General features: G+C 67.3%; 17 protein-coding genes. 12 read left to right on the top strand and 5 right to left on the bottom strand.

Annotated features, from left to right (window positions below; genetic code table 11):
* The first annotated feature begins 10 nt into the window (after nucleotides 1-10).
* Nucleotides 11-649 carry a TetR/AcrR family transcriptional regulator gene (locus ACZ3HV_RS04910; protein ID WP_465680996.1) on the top strand — a complete coding sequence of 213 codons (639 nt, stop codon included), beginning with the start codon at nucleotides 11-13 and terminating at the stop codon, nucleotides 647-649.
* A gap of 15 nt (nucleotides 650-664) precedes the next feature.
* On the opposite strand, the gene ACZ3HV_RS04905 is transcribed toward ACZ3HV_RS04910, so the two are convergent.
* On the bottom strand, nucleotides 665-1,426 hold the full coding sequence (locus ACZ3HV_RS04905) for a DinB family protein (protein ID WP_465680994.1): 762 nt from the start codon (nucleotides 1,424-1,426) through the stop codon (nucleotides 665-667).
* A gap of 123 nt (nucleotides 1,427-1,549) precedes the next feature.
* On the opposite strand from ACZ3HV_RS04905, the gene ACZ3HV_RS04900 reads away from it, so the two are divergent.
* Nucleotides 1,550-3,121 carry a hypothetical protein gene (locus ACZ3HV_RS04900; protein WP_465680992.1) on the top strand — a complete coding sequence of 524 codons (1,572 nt, stop codon included), beginning with the start codon at nucleotides 1,550-1,552 and terminating at the stop codon, nucleotides 3,119-3,121.
* An 89-nt stretch (nucleotides 3,122-3,210) separates the two neighbouring features.
* Here the strand turns inward: ACZ3HV_RS04900 and ACZ3HV_RS04895 are convergent, their stop codons facing one another.
* Both ACZ3HV_RS04895 and ACZ3HV_RS04890 read right to left on the bottom strand, forming a co-directional pair.
* On the bottom strand, nucleotides 3,211-4,209 hold the full coding sequence (locus tag ACZ3HV_RS04895; protein WP_465680990.1) for an ATP-grasp domain-containing protein: 999 nt from the start codon (nucleotides 4,207-4,209) through the stop codon (nucleotides 3,211-3,213).
* Nucleotides 4,206-5,387, bottom strand: coding sequence for a flavohemoglobin expression-modulating QEGLA motif protein (locus ACZ3HV_RS04890; protein ID WP_465680988.1), 1,182 nt, complete (start codon nucleotides 5,385-5,387; stop codon nucleotides 4,206-4,208). Before ACZ3HV_RS04890 ends, ACZ3HV_RS04895 begins: the two co-directional genes overlap by 4 nt.
* 139 nt (nucleotides 5,388-5,526) lie before the next feature.
* Between ACZ3HV_RS04890 and ACZ3HV_RS04885 the strand changes: the two genes are divergently transcribed.
* Both ACZ3HV_RS04885 and ACZ3HV_RS04880 read left to right on the top strand, forming a co-directional pair.
* A complete protein-coding gene (locus tag ACZ3HV_RS04885; RefSeq protein ID WP_465680986.1) occupies nucleotides 5,527-5,781 on the top strand; it encodes a hypothetical protein in 255 nt (84 codons plus the stop codon).
* Nucleotides 5,778-6,641 carry a hypothetical protein gene (locus tag ACZ3HV_RS04880; protein ID WP_465680984.1) on the top strand — a complete coding sequence of 288 codons (864 nt, stop codon included), beginning with the start codon at nucleotides 5,778-5,780 and terminating at the stop codon, nucleotides 6,639-6,641. Before ACZ3HV_RS04885 ends, ACZ3HV_RS04880 begins: the two co-directional genes overlap by 4 nt.
* Nucleotides 6,642-6,659: 18 nt before the next feature.
* On the opposite strand, the gene ACZ3HV_RS04875 is transcribed toward ACZ3HV_RS04880, so the two are convergent.
* On the bottom strand, nucleotides 6,660-7,616 hold the full coding sequence (locus ACZ3HV_RS04875; RefSeq protein ID WP_465680982.1) for a carbon-nitrogen hydrolase family protein: 957 nt from the start codon (nucleotides 7,614-7,616) through the stop codon (nucleotides 6,660-6,662).
* Nucleotides 7,617-7,667: 51 nt separating this feature from the next.
* Nucleotides 7,668-9,050, bottom strand: a complete 1,383-nt coding sequence (locus ACZ3HV_RS04870; RefSeq protein ID WP_465680980.1) for an FAD-dependent oxidoreductase — start codon at nucleotides 9,048-9,050, stop codon at nucleotides 7,668-7,670.
* Between the two features lie 80 nt (nucleotides 9,051-9,130).
* On the opposite strand from ACZ3HV_RS04870, the gene ACZ3HV_RS04865 reads away from it, so the two are divergent.
* From ACZ3HV_RS04865 to ACZ3HV_RS04830, 8 genes are all read left to right on the top strand, one after another.
* A complete protein-coding gene (locus ACZ3HV_RS04865; protein WP_465680978.1) occupies nucleotides 9,131-9,481 on the top strand; it encodes an ArsR/SmtB family transcription factor in 351 nt (116 codons plus the stop codon).
* Nucleotides 9,482-9,513: 32 nt separating this feature from the next.
* A complete protein-coding gene (locus ACZ3HV_RS04860; RefSeq protein ID WP_465680976.1) occupies nucleotides 9,514-10,218 on the top strand; it encodes an arsenate reductase/protein-tyrosine-phosphatase family protein in 705 nt (234 codons plus the stop codon).
* Nucleotides 10,215-10,886, top strand: a complete 672-nt coding sequence (locus tag ACZ3HV_RS04855) for an arsenate reductase ArsC (RefSeq protein ID WP_465680974.1) — start codon at nucleotides 10,215-10,217, stop codon at nucleotides 10,884-10,886. Before ACZ3HV_RS04860 ends, ACZ3HV_RS04855 begins: the two co-directional genes overlap by 4 nt.
* On the top strand, nucleotides 10,883-11,629 hold the full coding sequence (locus ACZ3HV_RS04850; RefSeq protein WP_465680972.1) for an aquaporin: 747 nt from the start codon (nucleotides 10,883-10,885) through the stop codon (nucleotides 11,627-11,629). The genes ACZ3HV_RS04855 and ACZ3HV_RS04850 overlap by 4 nt, the downstream gene beginning before the upstream one ends.
* Nucleotides 11,626-12,027 (top strand): arsenate reductase ArsC, encoded by a 402-nt coding sequence (locus ACZ3HV_RS04845; protein WP_465680970.1) that lies wholly within the window; start codon nucleotides 11,626-11,628, stop codon nucleotides 12,025-12,027. Before ACZ3HV_RS04850 ends, ACZ3HV_RS04845 begins: the two co-directional genes overlap by 4 nt.
* Nucleotides 12,028-12,360: 333 nt before the next feature.
* Entirely contained in the window at nucleotides 12,361-13,665 is a 1,305-nt protein-coding gene (locus ACZ3HV_RS04840) for a globin domain-containing protein (protein WP_465680968.1), read from the top strand.
* Complete coding sequence (locus ACZ3HV_RS04835; protein ID WP_465680966.1) at nucleotides 13,613-14,170, top strand: DivIVA domain-containing protein; 558 nt, start codon at nucleotides 13,613-13,615, stop codon at nucleotides 14,168-14,170. The genes ACZ3HV_RS04840 and ACZ3HV_RS04835 overlap by 53 nt, the downstream gene beginning before the upstream one ends.
* A gap of 77 nt (nucleotides 14,171-14,247) precedes the next feature.
* Nucleotides 14,248-15,768, top strand: coding sequence for a nitric oxide synthase oxygenase (locus tag ACZ3HV_RS04830; RefSeq protein WP_465680964.1), 1,521 nt, complete (start codon nucleotides 14,248-14,250; stop codon nucleotides 15,766-15,768).
* The last annotated feature ends 24 nt before the right edge of the window (nucleotides 15,769-15,792 follow it).

The raw sequence follows: 15,792 nt of genomic DNA, 5'->3' as shown, positions 1-15,792 counted from the left end.
GCTGCGACGTATGAGTGAGCGTGGGTCCGGACTGCGGGAGCGGAAGAAACAGCTGGCCCGGCAGCAGATCTCGGACGTGGCGACAGCGCTGTTCCTCGAGCGTGGCTTCGACGAGGTGACGATCGCCGAGGTCGCGGAGGCGGCCGGCGTCGCCAAGATGACGGTCACCAACTACTTCCCGCGCAAGGAGGATCTGGTCTTCGACCAGCACGTCGAGCTCGCCTCGCACGCCGCACAAGCGATCGCCGGCCGCGCGAGCGGGGAATCGGCTCTAGCCGCGCTACACCGTGCGTACTTCGAGGCACTCAGACGTCAGGACGCATCGGTCGGGCTGGCCAGTGAGGGGTTCGTCAAGATGATCACCGGCAGTCCCGCTCTGCTCGCCCGGCTACGCGAGATCGACGAACAGCGCGAAGTGGCCATCGCTGACACGCTCGCCGCAGAGACCGGCACAGAGACGGGCGCAGACATCACCTTGGCGGTCGCCGCAGCCCAGCTCGCCGCGGTTCATCGCGTCCTCTTCCGGCAAGCGTTTCGCATGACGCTCGAAGGCAAGACGCGTGCCGAAACGACGGACGAGCTCGCCGACCTGGCGCGCCAGGCCTTCGAACAGCTCGAACCTTCCCTCGGCGGCTATGCGATCCGCTGATCCGACAGCATGTGCTCAGGCGTCGGGCTTTGCCTCGATCGTGTCGAGATCGCGTACGGCGTACCGGTGGTGCTCCCACTCCTCCTCGAGAATCACGTGCAGGCAGGAGAGAACGGTCTCGGGGTAGTCGGGGGCGTGGGGATTCTTGCGCTGCGCGGCCAGCGACTCCGGTGTGACTGTGGCGAGGAAGTCGCGCACCATCTCGACGCGACCCGCTCGGACGTCGAGCACCTCGGCGTACGTCGGTTTGACCGTCGTGAAGACCGACCTGTCCAAGCGGCCGTCGTCCCCCGCCCCGGTGTCTGTTTGACCGATGGGGTGGAAGGGCTGTTCCTTCTCCAGAATCGCCCCGCCCAGCCACATGTCCGTGGCAAGGACCAGGTGCCGCAGCGTCTGCGCGAACGACCACTCGCCGGCCACTGACACGTCGACCGTGTCGGCCGGCATCGCCGCGACGCGTTCGAGCGTGGCCGCCCAGGTGCGCTCGAGGGCAGCCCAGGCCGCGCGCAGATCGTCCGGATCCTCGGCCCGTCGCTCGGATCGGCCGGGAAAGCGGCGGTCGAGCTCGGCCTCGACGAAGGGGATCACGTTGACGCCGTTGACGCGGAAGAACGTCTCGCCGTCAGAGAGCCAGGGTGCGTCGATGTCTGCCGCGCGTACCTCGACGCCGCGCATCACGACCTCGGACAGATCAGCCCCGACGAACCGCGCCCCCCGCAGATTCGTCTCGACGAACTCCGCGCCTTGCAGGTCATCGGACCGCGTGAAACTAGCCATGACATCCCCTCTCGCCACCCAGTTGCCGCAAGCTAACACGCCCCTCCGACAATGAACCGCGCAGATGGTCCCGATGTATCTGGTCGTGGCCCGGTCGCCTCCGAGGTAATGAAGGGGGTTGCCATGCCTGAGGATCTTGAGGTTGTCGTCGAGCCTTACGAGGACGAACTATCCGAGCGGCTGGTGCAAGCGCGGAATGTCCTGGTGCGCCACGAACGGGTCCGTGAGCACTTCGGTGATGCCGACCCATCCGCTCTGATAGTTCTCGGCCCGACCCTGCTGGGGCGCAAGCATGACGAGAGCTCACGATTCGTCGCGATGGTCTTCGACCCGCGAGAGAACAGCTCGGTCGAGGTGACTGGTCGGCTCGACAGCGACGACGTCGAGCTGACGCCGAGCGCCTTCCGGCCGAATCCGACCAGCGGCGAGCTTGGTGCTGCGCTCGAGGTGCTCCGTGATGACCCGGAGTTCGCTGAGCTGCGGGGCCGGGACGATGTCGTGGTTTACCAGCCGATGCCACCGCTGGCGGATGTCGAGCGGGACGACGGGACGACCCTGCGGCGAATCGCGTTAGGGGTGTTCGACCCGGAGGCCGAACGGCGGCACCGCTACGTCGCGGTCGACATCGGCGACCGGCTCGTGGAGTGGGACCCGGATCCCTTCCACGGGCTCGATGGGGACTGCGAGGAGAGCCTGCCGGTGGGCGTCGACAGCCTGCCTGACGCCGGAGGCCGTGACTGGGTCCGCGTCCGGGTACTGCGCGGGGGCCAGGAACTGTGGAATCTGGTCGTTGTCCGGCCGCGCGCGTCCGCACCTACCCATCTGGGCAAAGGATCCGGCGTGGAGCTGAGGCACGTCACCTACCGCGGGCGGCTCGTCCTGTGGCAGGCGCACGTACCGATCCTCAACGTGCTCTACGACGACGGCGTCACCTTCCGCGACTGGCAGAACCAAGAGACCCCCTTCCTCGCCAACGGCTTCGACCCGGTCGGGCCGGGCTGGCGGGTGTGCACGTCCCCGCCGGCAACGATCCTGGAGTCCGGGACCGACGCGGGGAACTTCCAGGGCGTCGCGCTGTGGTACGAGGACGGCGAGTTGCGCATCGTCAGCGAGGTCCAAGCCGGTTGGTACCGCTACGTGTCGGACTGGCGACTGCGCGACGACGGCACCATCGCGCCGCGGTTCGGGTTCGCCGGTACCCGCAATCCCCGGACCTGCATGCGACACCAGCACCACGTGTACTGGCGCCTGGACTTCGACATCGAGGGCGCCGGCAACGACGTTGTCGAGCAGCGCGGCCTGATCTTCCCCGGTCTTCCGCCGTGGTGGCGTCTGGTCCGGGAGACGAAGCGGACGCGATCGTTGTTCGCTCGTCGCTGGCGCGTCCTCGACGCCCAGAGTGGCCGCGGCTATGGCATCACACCCGGACCGGCGGACGGCACCGCCGATGCCTACGGCGTGGCCGACCTGTGGTTCCTCCGCTACCGGGCCACCGAACTCGACGATGGCGTCGGCGTCGTCGGTGGCTCACCAGCGGACACCCAATGCCGCCTCGACCAGTACCTGACCGCCGAGTCCATCAACTCCACCGACGTGGTCGTCTGGTACGCCGGGCACTTCCTCCACGACCAGGCGCACACCTCTCCCCACCACGGCCACATCGTCGGCCCCGAACTCCGCCCGATCAACTGGTAACGCCGCGAACATCGAAGACGGCCAGGTCGCCTTGGCCGGGGCGAAGTGGTTGGCGAAGTCGAGCGCGGTCTGCCCGAGGCCGCCGCGGCTCACGGCTTCGAGGCGGTACGGCGTTCCAGGGTTTCGATGATGGTGGGGCAGACGTCTATGTCGTAGAGCCTTTCGACGCTTTGCACTCCGCCCGGGCTCTCCGCGTTGATCTCGACCACCTTGTCGCCGATCACATCGATGCCGACGAAGTACATGCCGTCGGCCACGAGCTTCTCGCTCATCGCTTCGATGATGCCGCGTTCGGTGTCACCGAACTCGAGAGGGACCGAACGTCCGCCCGTACTGATGTTGGCCCGCGGGTCGTTGCCCGTGGGCACCCGCCGGAAGGCGGCCGGCTGTCCGTCGCGCTCGAGGATCTGTCCCTCGAGCAGGAAGATCCGGGCATCGCCGTTCTCGCCGCCGTCGACGAACTCCTGGACGATCGCGTAGCCGTCCTGGAGCACGGCCTCCGTCATCTGCGCAAGGTTCGCTTCGCCGCCATCGCCGATCATGAACACGTTCCGGCCCTTGGCGCCGTACAGCGGCTTGACGACGCAGTGCCCGACCTTGCCGGCGAACCGCTCGATCGCTTCTGGATCGCGCGTCACGAGCGATCGGGGGCGGATCTTGTCCGGGAACTCCTCCAGGTAGAGCTTGCTCGGTGCGCGGGTGAGCGACATCGGGTCGTTCACCACCGTGACGCCGCGCGCCTTGAGCATCTGGCCGAAGACCGCACCCAGTGGACTTGCCCACGGCCGCTCCTGCAGATCCGCGATCGATTCGTTGCGCAGGAACAGGGCATGGAGGTCGTCCATGACGATCCGTTCGGCATCGCGTTCCTTGATGCGCTCCATGAAGGTCTCGAGCGTGTCGTCTTTCGCGAACTCTGCGGCATGAGCCCGGGCCACCAGTTGGCCATCGCTCTCACCGAGCTCGACGTCTCCGACACCGACGTACCAAACCTCATGTCCGCCCTGGGCCGCGGCCCTCGCCAGCCGCGTAGTCGTGTACTCGTCGATCTCGGTAGCGACGTCGTTGACGAAGAATGCAAGCCTCATGCCGACACCGTTCCTTCGTACAGGTCCGTGACCGACGCGCCCGCACGCAGTCGGTCGAGGCGCTCCTGAGCGCCGGGCACATCCAGCCAGCGTGGACGGACCCACGGTGCCTCGAGTACCTCGCGGTCGAGCAGGTCCTGGATCAACGGGATGTGGTCCAACGCGAGCTTGCCGACGAAGAGAACATCGAGGCTGCTGCCCTCTGCGAGGGTTTCGAGCAGCCGCGTGATCCCACGGAGGTAGATCGCGTCCTTCACGGAACCGCCCCCGACGACGACCCGGATGGCGATGGACCAAGCGGTCCTCGTCGGTATCTGATGGTCTGCCCGTAACGACTCGAAGATCTCCAGGAATTCGGCGCCGTCGAGCATCTTGCCGATGGCAACAACTCGCGCAGCGAGCACGCGGAGACGCCGCGGGTCCAGTCCGCCGGTCAGGTACTCGGCGAGCACGGCAAGACCCTCTTGGGTCTCGTCGTACCCAGGCAGTCCGATCGTCAGCAGGGTCAGAGGTTGCCTGGCGCCGTTCTGGTAGGTGACGACATGGGTGCCGACCTCGTGGTGCAGCAAGGGCTCGACGCGGTCCGACCTGATCGCGGCGGCTTCGGGGATGAGCAGCCGACCGAACGACACCATCAGTTCGGAGATGTCGTCACGCACCTCGACGTGCACCGGGAAGTCCGGATACAGGGCGCGGTATCGATCGAACTCCGCACGAGCCGCCTCCGCGAACACGCCGGCCGTGACACTGCGGGAGCTGGGAGCCTGGGCTGGAATGGTCTCGAGCAGCTCCTCCGCGGCGGACGCGAGAGGCTGGGCGATCCCGCCGTACAGTTGCAGCGATCCGTACACGAACCGTGACGTGTCGCGATCCTCCAGGGCCGTGATCTGTCGTGCGATCTCGTCCCGCTTCACCCGGAAGAGTGTGTGCAGCGCAGGGTCGGTGACGTTCTCGATCTCGAGGCTGTAGAGGTCACGTCGCACCATGTCCGGCTCGAATTCCAGTGGCCTGAGCCGGAGGGTGGGGGCCGTCCCGAAATCACCCCGTTCGAAGTCCGCCCAGGCCTCTGCCCCATTGACCGGCGTGATGTTGAGCAGCAGATCCAAGCTGCGCTCGATCTCGGTGAGCCGGGCGTCGATATCGAGAGCAGGCGCAAGCTGTTCGATCGGAGAAGTCACTCCGCAGCGGTACCCACCAACCACGGCAACCAACCTGGGCGGAGTGCGTGGACGGTCGCAGAGCTGAATGGGAAGAACCTGCCGCCCCGTTGCCGGGCGTGGGTGAGCACAGGCTGGAGCTCGGCAAGAAGCCTTGACGATGGCCCTCTACGTGGCGATCTGCCTGATGGCCTCCTTGATCGCGATACCGGAGAGCGCCGCCGAGCACAACAACGTGTGGGGAATCATCTGGGGGATCACCCTCGGCCTTGCGATCGCGCACTGGTTCGCCTTCCGTGTCTCGGCACGAATGGTGGGGGCCGGCACGGTCCGCTCTTCCGATGTCGGGGTGGCTGGAGCTCAGCTTGCCGGCTGTACGCCTCCAACCGGCGCATCACCACCAAGCGAACCATGACGTCCCATCCGTCCTGGAACGCAATAATCACGATCGTCCCACCGATCACCGGCAGTGGCATCGGCGCCGCAGGTAGTGTGCTCCCACCATTCCGTCGACCGATAGGTGGTGCCGAGGTGCGCGGCTGGAACCTCGCCTTCGCTCTAGTCCTCTGGGCCTACTTGTTGCTTGTTGCGCCATGGCTCGCACGCCGCAGCCATCGACTGCTCGTCCAGTCGCTTGCCGCCGGTGATGCGAATAGCCGGATCCGTCAGTACACCAGCACCGCCGGACGGAACGTGGCAATCGCGGCAGTGGCAGTCGCCCTGGTGGTAACCGCCGATGGTGGTCAGCTCGAATATCTTGGTCTGCGGTCGCCAACGAACGCGGCCTCTCTTTCGGCGTCACTGGCGGTCGCTCTGGCGGTCGTCATGGTCATCCGCTTGGTGCAGGTGCGGCGCAGCGGGAGGATCACGATGGTCTCCGGCGACAAGGTCGGGCCATATCAGCCGGTGACCATGCTCGAGCGCGCGGTGTACGGCGTAACGCTGCTGGTCAACAGTGTCACTCGGCAGATCGTCTTCGCCGGCTTCCTCGGCGTCACCGTCGTGTCAGTGTGGCCCGAGGCGTCGGCATGGTTCGCGATCGGGGTCGCGGCGATCGTCGCTGCTGTGAACCACAGCTGGCTCAGCCGGTCGGCCATACCGATGGGCGCCCTCGGTGGTGCGCTGTCGATGTATCTCTTCCTTGCGACCGAGAGCATTCTGCTGGGCGTGGCCTACTTCGTTGTCGCCGGTGCCCAGGGATTCATCGCACCGGTCACCAATGTCACGAGCAAGGCCGGCCGCAGCCGGGTGGACGAACCGGCCACCCCGGCGTGATAAGTCTCCAGGAGATGGTCATTCGTCGGTGAGGCCGTTGCCGAGTGTGGTGACGACGGGCCGCGGCGCGGTGTCGACGGCGAGCCGGAAGACGTCGGGGCGGTGGTAGTGGCCGACCGGGTCGAACATTCGCCGCGCCGAACGCACCTTGGCGAGATCCAGTTCGGCGACCAGGACGGTCTCGGCATGCCGGACAGGTCCGGCAAGGATCTCTCCGTTGGGGCCGACGATCACCGTGTTGCCGGGCTCGACCCAGTCGGGGTCGTCCGGATCGGTCCGCCACACTCGGTCCCGGTCGGGGAAATCTGCCGGGATCTGATCGACACGCAGGCACGGATTCGCACCGATCACGTAGCAGCGGCCTTCTCGGGCTATATGCCGCATGGTCGCGATCCAGCCGTCACCTCTCGCCAACGTCGGTGCCACCCACACGTCGACACCCTGCGAGTAGAGGTAGAACCGGGCCAGGGGCATGTAGTTCTCCCAGCAGATCAGTCCACCGATGCGCCCGAAAGGGGTCGGGTAGGTCTCGAGCATCGAGCCGTCGCCCATTCCCCACACGGTGCGCTCCGAGCCGGTCGGCATCAGCTTGCGATGCTTGCCGAGAAGGTTGCCGTTGGCATCGAAGTACAACAACGTGTTGTAGATCGTGCTCCCCGCGGCCTCGCGCTCGTTGATCCCGATCACCAGATAGACCCCCGCCTGCCGAGCCGCTGCCCCGAGCCGGTCGGTGGCCTCGCTCGGTACGACGACGGCCTGGTCGGCCAGCATCGCGAACCACTGCTCGTCACCGTCCCAGATCGGCGGCCCGTCGATCCAGATCGGCGTACCAGGCACGAACGCCTCGGGAAACACGACCAGGTCGGCCGCCTGCACTGCGGGGTCGGCCAGCAACTCCTCCACCTTGGCAAGCGTCGCCCCGCGATCCATCAGCACGTACGCCGCTTGCACAGCTGCAACCGTCAACATCGTCATCTCGCCCCCTGCCCCGACGATACGCCGTACCCGACGAGGTGGTGGCTGTCGTCAGTTGCAGCAGCCTGACTGCTTGGTGGGGGTGTTGTCGATGACGGTCAGTAGGCCGCCGGTGATACCCGTCGCCAGGCCGCGACCCGCCGGGACGGCTTGTGGTGCGGGGCCGCAGCAGCCGCCGGACTCCTCGGCGCTGCCACCGTAGGCCAGGTTCGAGGAGCAGACCCCGGTCTCGGGCAGGTCCAACCGGACGTCGCGCGCGGCTTCCCAGTCGCCGGCGATTGCGGCGACGACCGAACGGGCTTGCTCGTACCCGGTCGCGAGGAGGAACGTCGGCGCCCGGCCGTAGGACTTCGCACCGACCGCGTAGTAGCCGGGCTCGGGGTGGGCGAGCTCGTCGACGCCGTGCGGCGGAACGGTGCCACAGGAATGCTGGTTCGGGTCGATCAGCGGCGCCAGTGCCCGCGTTGAGCCGAGGATCGGGTCCAGGTCGAGGCGTAGCTCACCGACCATGTCGTGGTCCGGGCGGAACCCGGTCGAGTTCACGACCGTGTCGGCAACCACGCGCTGTTCGCCGGCGACAAGCTCCACGCGGCCGTCGGAGGTCGGCGCCAGTTCCTCGGTCCGGAACCCGCTGACCAGTTCGACGCGGCCGGACTGCACCAGCTTCTTCAACCGCGTGCCGAGCGCTCCGCGGGCAGGCAGTTCGTCGGCCTCGCCACCGCCGTACGTGCGCGCCTGGTCGGTGCCGCGGACCACCCACAGCACCTCCGTGCCGGGGACCTCTTCGGCGAGTTCGCCCAGTTCCAGCAGCGTTGTCGACGCGGAGTGACCGGCGCCGACGACCGCCGTACGGCGGCCTGCAAAGCGGTCACGGTCGCGGCCGAGTACGTCGGGAAGCGCGTGCGCGATGTGGTCAGCCGCGCCCGACTCTCCGCGGGCGGGGATGCCCGAGCCGCCGAGAACGTTCGGACGACGCCACGTCCCGGCCGCGTCGATCACCGACGACGCGAGCAACTCGGACCCGTCGGCGAGGCGGACCAGGAACGGCGCGTCTTCGCGACCTGCGGTACGGATCCGGTCGAAGCCGACTCGAGTCACTGCGATGACCTCGCCGTCGTACCGGATGCGGCCGGAAAGCTCGGGGGTCTTGGTGAGTGGTTCGAGGTAGTCGTCGATCAGGTCGCCGCCGGTGGGCAGCGTGCCCAGTTCGGGTTCGGTCCAGCCGCCGGCGCGTTCCAGCAGCCGCCGTGCGGCAGAGTCGATGTCGTAGCGCCACGGGCTGAACAGCTTCACGTGCCGCCACTCGTCGATCGCCGCTGCCACGCTCGGCCCGGCCTCCAGGACCGTGAACTCGATCCCGCGCTCGGCCAGGTGCGCGGCCGCCGCCAAGCCGATCGGGCCCGCGCCGATCACCACCACCGGAGCTTCGGTCATGTCCTCATCCCCACTATCTAGAAGTTCATCTAATCAGCGCCCAGCTTGCCTCTTGATTAGATGGAAGTCAAGATAGATCTATGTCTAAACAGCAGATCGAGCTCATCGCCTCTCCGGTGGGTGGTTGCTGCGCTCCCATCTCGTCCGCGGTGCTCGATGTCGAACAGGCGGCCGAGGGTGCGGCGGCGTTCAAGGCGCTGGGCGACCCGGTGCGGCTGCGACTGCTGTCGATCATCGCCTCGGCCGGTGGGGAGGTCTGCGTCTGCGACATCACGCCCCGGTTCGACGTGTCCGGCCCGACGATCTCGCATCACCTGAAAGTGCTGCGTGAGGCCGGGTTGGTCGACTGCGAGCGGCGCGGGACCTGGGTCTACTACTGGCCGATCCGCGAGCGCATGCAGTGGATCGCCGGCCTCCTGGCGGTGGATTGACTTCCTGAAATAGCTCAGTGATCATTGAGTCAATGAACACTGAGCGATCTGCCTTGGCCGATCGAGCCCGGATCCACGCCGCGCTCGGTGATCCGGGGCGGCTGGCGATCGTCGACACCCTCGTCGCCGGTGACGTGGCACCGGGTGAACTCGGGGCGGCGCTCGACATGCCGACCAATCTGGTTGCGCATCACCTGAAGGTCCTGGAGGACGCGGGCGTGGTGGTCAGGACCCGATCCGAGGGCGATCGACGTCGTACGTACGTACGCCTTGTTCCGGATGTGTTGACCACGATCACCGCACCGGTGCTGTCGGCGCCGAGGGTGGTGTTCGTGTGCACGCAGAACTCGGCCCGGTCACAGTTGGCAGCGGCAGTCTGGTCGCGGCGCAGTCACGTCCCCGCGCTGTCGGCCGGCACCGAGCCTGCCGCCCGCGTTCACCCCGGCGCGGTCCGGGTCGCGCGCAAGCACGGACTCAACCCGGACACCTGGCGTACGTCGCAGGTCGAGGACGTCGTCCAGTCCGATGACCTGGTCATCGCGGTGTGCGACAACGCCTACGAGCACCTCCATCCCGACGGACGACCGCGGCTGCACTGGTCCGTCCCAGACCCAGCGCCGGCAGGTACTGACGCAGCCTTCGAAGCCGCCTACCGCGACATCGCCGACCGCATCGACCGCCTCGCCCCCGCCCTCGCTGACGAAGCGACCGAGTCCACCACCAGGAGCCGATCATGACCGAGATCGCCGCCCACCACCGCCAGAACCTGTCCATCGACCAGAACCTCGCGCTCCACACTGCTGCCGCGCGGCTGAGCGACGAGTTCGCCAACATCTATGGGCCGGAGACGATCGAGCGCTTCCTGCACTCCAGTTACGACCAGTTCGCCACCGGCAGCACGATCCCGAACTTCCTGCCGTTGCTTGCCGAGCGGTTCGCCCGCCAGCGTCTGACCGCACTGGCACGAGTTGAAGGTCACCACGACGACGGTCGACCGGTCGTCCTGTTCCTGTGCGTTCACAACGCGGGCCGATCCCAGATGGCGCTGGGGTTCTTCCAGCACCTCGCGGGTGCGAACGCCGTCGCCTGGTCCGGCGGATCCGAACCTGGGATCAAAGTGAACGCCGCCGCAGTAGGTGCCATGGCCGAACGTGGAATCGACATCTCTGGCGAGTACCCGAAGCCGTGGACCGATGAGGTGGTCCGCGCCGCCGACGTCGTGATCACCATGGGCTGCGGCGACGCCTGCCCGATCTTTCCCGGTACCCGCTACGAGAACTGGGATCTTGACGACCCCGACGGCCTCGACGTTGCCGCCGTACGGCCGATTCGCGACGAGATCGAACGCCGCGTCCGGGGGCTGCTCGACGAACTCGCCGTACCCGCTGTCCCGGAGCGGGCGTGAGTGGCCTGGTAGCTCCGTTGTGGCGGCGCGCTGCGGCCGAGGGGCTCGGCACTGGGCTCCTGGTTGCGGTTGTAGTCGGGTCCGGGATCGCTGCGGCGTCGCTGTCTCATGGTGATGTCGGTCTGCAGTTGTTGGAGAACGCGTTCGCGACAGCGCTCGGTCTCGCCGTACTGATCCTTGCCATCGGGCCGGTCTCGGGCGCGCATTTCAATCCTGTGGTGTCGCTGGTCGACTGGTGGCTCGGACGTGCCATCGGGTCCGGACTGACGTCTCGCGATCTCGCCGCGTACCTCCCCGCGCAGGTCGGCGGGGCGATTGCCGGCGCTGTACTGGCCAACCTCATGTACGGCGAGACCGCCGTGACGTGGTCGACGACACATCGCTCCGCCGGTCACCTGTGGCTTGCCGAAGTCGTGGCCACCGCGGGCTTGATTCTGCTGATCTTCGCGCTCGCGTGGACCGGCCGTGCCAACCTTGCGCCGGCCGCCGTCGGGGCGTACATCGGGTCGGCGTACTGGTTCACCTCGTCGACCTCGTTCGCTAATCCCGCGGTCACCATCGGCCGCGCGTTCAGCGACACCTTTGCCGGCATCGCGCCGAGCTCGGTGCCCGCGTTCATCGTCTTTCAGTTGTTCGGCGGCGTCGTCGGCGCCGGGCTTGTGGTTTTGCTGTACGCCGACGCGGGGCGTGCCGCCGACGACATCGTCACCCCACACACCGACACCACCGGAGCATCCTCGTGAGTAAGCCAAATGTCTTGTTCGTCTGCATCCACAACGCCGGCCGATCCCAAATGGCCGCCGGCTGGCTGCGCCACCTCGCCGGTGACACCGTCGAGGTCCGGTCGGCCGGATCCGAACCCGCCGACCAAATCAATCCCATCGCAGTCGAGGCAATGCGCGAGGTCGGCATCGACATCACCGGCGCGACACCCCAGTTGCTCGCAACCGAGACCGTCAAGGACAGCGACGTGGTCATCACCATGGGCTGCGGCGACGCCTGCCCGATCTTCCCCGGCAAGCGCTACGAGGACTGGGAGCTCATTGATCCCGCCGGCCAACCGCTCGAGGTCGTCCGCGAAGTCCGCGACGACATCCGAGCCCGCGTCGAGAAGCTCGTCGCCGAACTACAGACCGCGTAGAAGGACCACGAGGCTTTCGGCTGGGCGAGCACTGGTGCTCACGCGTGTTTGAAGCAAGCGATTGCAACAGCCTCGATCTCTGTCGCCGAGAGCCGTTCCCCCAAAGGGTTTCGAGACGATTCAGTCTCATCGCGGTTTCAACCCGCCGGCCCCCGGGTAGGTCGGGTGGAGCACGGACGACCGGAAGAGTCTCGGGGACTGGACTGGGAGGAACTCTTGTCAATGCGGTACCCGACGGCTCGAACTGCCGATGAACGGCAGCAGGTGATGCCCCCTGATGGATTGCGCGTTTCGTTCGAGGAGCTGCCTCCCCGGGACGGATAGCCGAACCTGATGGATGCCAATGCCCTCCAGCACAGCTGGGACCGGGTGACGGAGCACGGAGAACAGGTACCGCTGTACTTCTACTCGCACCTGTTCGTGTCCCATCCCGAGGTGCGGTCGATGTTCCCGCTCTCGATGTCGAACCAGCGGGACAAGTTCGTCAGTGCACTCGGCAGGATCGTCAGCCACGCCGACCAGATCGAGAACGATGCGGCCTTCGTGCAACACCTCGGCCGCGACCATCGCAAGTACGCCGTCGTTGCGGAGCACTACAACGCGGTCGGTGTTTCGCTGTGCGCGACCCTGAAGCACTTCCTGGGAGCCGAGTGGGACGAGGATCTCGCCGTCCACTGGACGGCGGCCTACCAGGTGGTCGCACGGATCATGGTCGAGGCGGCGGAGACGTCCGAGGAGTCCAGCCCTGACTGGTGGGACGCCGACGTGATCTCAGTCGAACGGCGGACCATGGACCTCACCCTGCTGACCGTCCAGCCGAGGCACGCGTTCCAGTTCCGCCCCGGCCAGTCGTTGTCCATGGAGATACCGCAACGCCCCCGGCTGTGGCGGTACTTCAGCCCGGCCAACGCCCCGCGCCGGGACGGTTCGATCGACCTGCACGTGCAACAGATCGACGGCGGCCAGATGAGCCCGGCGGTCGTGCGGTCGCTGAAGGTCGGCGACACCGTGAAGCTGGGAGCGCCGGTCGGCGACCGGCTGACCCGGTGGGACAACGACGCGACGGACCTGCTGATGGTCGCCGGCGGAACCGGTCTCGCCCCGCTCCTCGCGGTCCTCGAGCAGATCGACCTCCAGTGGCAACAGTCGGGCACCGGCCCCCTGGTTCATCTGCTCCACGGCGTCCGGATGCCCTGGCACCTCTACGACCGCCCCCGGCTGCGAGAAGTCGCCGAGAGGCGCCCATGGTTCGACTACACGGAGGTCGTGTCGGACGACCCGTCCTATCCCGGGACACGCGGGAAGGTCGGTACGGTCGCGGCCCAGCAGGCGCTGTACGGGCGTACGGCGATGGTGTGCGGCGGCCCGCAGATGGTCGCGCACACGCTGGAGCAGCTGGCCGCCGCCGGGATGAGGCCCGAGCAGATCAAGTACGAGCACTTCTACTACGCAGCCGCGGACCAGCACACCGGACTGCCGGCGCTACCAGGTCAGGAGACAACAGGTGACGAACAGCAACCACCGCCACGGCTCTCCGCGTTACCAGACAGCCCAGTCGATCCGGGACCAGACGTTCCGGCGTCGGATGAGGGGTCTCGACGCGGACGAGGTGTATGGGTTCCTCGATCTGGTCGCTGAGCAGTCGCTGGCCAAGGAGCGAGAGCTCAGCGAGAAGCGGGCCGAGAACGAACGTCTCCAGGCAGAGCTGCGGCGCGTGCAGGCGGAACTGCATCGCGTGCAGGCGGAGCTCGACGAGCGCGAGCAACTCGGCGACCGAGTGAACGAGCAGGTCGTCCAACTCTTCAGCCAAGCACAGTTGGTGGCCGAGGAGATGGTCCAGGACGTCAGCCGGGATGCCCGTGAGCGCATCGGGCAGGCACGCGCCCAGGAGCGCAGGATCGTCGACGCGGCCATGGACTCGGCCGGCCAGCAGGTTCGCTCGTACGCACAGACGGCTCAGGCGCAGATGCAGTCGATCATGGAGTCGTTCGCCAGCGACGTCGACCGGCTCGGGACCCCACCTCTGTCCGGCGAGCCGAGTTCTGCGGCGACCCATCAGGGCGACCCGTTGTTCGACGACATGGGCGACCGGCAGATCCGCTTCCGGAAGGGCAGCGGTCCGCAGTCTGCGGGCTCGGACTGACCGGTTGAGCGATTCGTAGCCAACCATCCAGGTGCCCGCCGGCCACAAGCCGGTCATCACGCTCCCGACGGAGTGATATGAAGACGCAACGTCAAGACTTCTGCCCTGCCCACGCGACCCCTGCCGACCCACCGGCGACGAAGAATCGCCGGCTTCTGGCCCTCCCGCTCGCAGTCGTCGGACTGGCCGTGGCCGGTCCCGGCGCGGTGGATCTCGGCTGGTACGTGCCGACCAGCCGCGCGACCGCCGTACTGCTCGGACTGAGCCTGGCCATCTTCTTCCTCGGCGTTCGGATCCGCGCCCGCCACAGCGTTGCGGTTCATGCCGGAGAACAACTGCTCCAGATCGGCGACAGGCCGTGGCGCAAGACCCGGCAGGTCGGCCGTCCGGGGTCACCAGGTCCTGGGAGGATCCGGGCGACGCGGCGCCATCCGGTGAGCCAGCCCGCCCCCGAGCGAAGCCCCGCGAACGTCGACATCGAGGCGGTTCGGGCCGAGGCCGCGGCGTTCCTCGAGCTCTTCCAGGCCGAGAACCCCCAGGCCGGGTCGATCGGGCCGCGGGTCGCCGCGGTGATGCGCGAGATCGACCTGACCGGGACCTACTGGCACACCCCTGAGGAGCTGGCCTTCGGCGCCCGCGTCGCCTGGCGCAACAACTCACGGTGCATCGGCCGGCTGTACTGGCGCAGCCTGCAGGTGCGCGACCTGCGGACCGTGTCCAACGCCGGCGAGGTGGCCGGGCACTGCTTCGATCATCTGCGCGCGGCTCACAACGGCGGCAAGATCCGGCCGATGATCAGCGTTTTCGCTCCCGAGACGCCGTACCGGCCCGCCCCAAGAATCTGGAGCGAGCAACTCGTCCGGTACGCCGGGTACGAGCAGCCGGACGGGCGTGTTCTCGGGGACCCCCGCTACCTGACCTACACCACCGAGCTGATCAAGCGCGGGTGGCGGCCGCCCGAACGCCCGGGAGCCTTCGACGTACTCCCGCTCGTCGTGGAGACCGTCGAGGACGGACCGCGGATGTTCCAGCTCCCCGAAGAAGCGGTTCACGAGGTCCCGCTCGAGCACCCCGAGCTGCCCTGGTTCGCGGACCTGGGCATCCGGTGGCACGCGGTCCCCGTGATCAGCAACTTCCGGCTCGTCATCGGCGGCGTCTCCTACCCGGCCGCACCCTTCAACGGCTGGTACATGGGCACGGAGATCGGGGCCCGCAACCTGGGGGACGGCGACCGCTACGCCCTGGTCCCGGAGGTTGCCGAACAGCTGGGGCTGGACACCTCCGACGAGGCGACCTTGTGGCGAGACCGGGCCTTGGTCGAGATCAACCGTGCGGTCCTGCACTCGTTCAAGGCGAACGGCGTCACCATCTCCGATCACCACACCGAGTCCCACAGGTTCCTCATCCATCTGGAGCGCGAGGAGCGGGCAGGTCGCCGTTGCCCGGCCGACTGGAGCTGGATCGTGCCACCGATGTCCGGCTCGCAGACCCCGGTCTTCCACAGGTACTACGACACCGAGGACCGAGTGCCGAACTTCTTCGCCGACGACGACGCCGTACGCCGCGGGCTCCAAGGCGGCCCACCCGCCTTCCGCTGAGTTTCTCGGCTTCGGTGTCGAAAT

This window comes from Kribbella sp. NPDC020701 (genome assembly GCF_055562215.1).
Note: the sequence above shows the minus strand (reverse complement) of the source record. Positions and strands in the feature narration are given on the sequence as shown.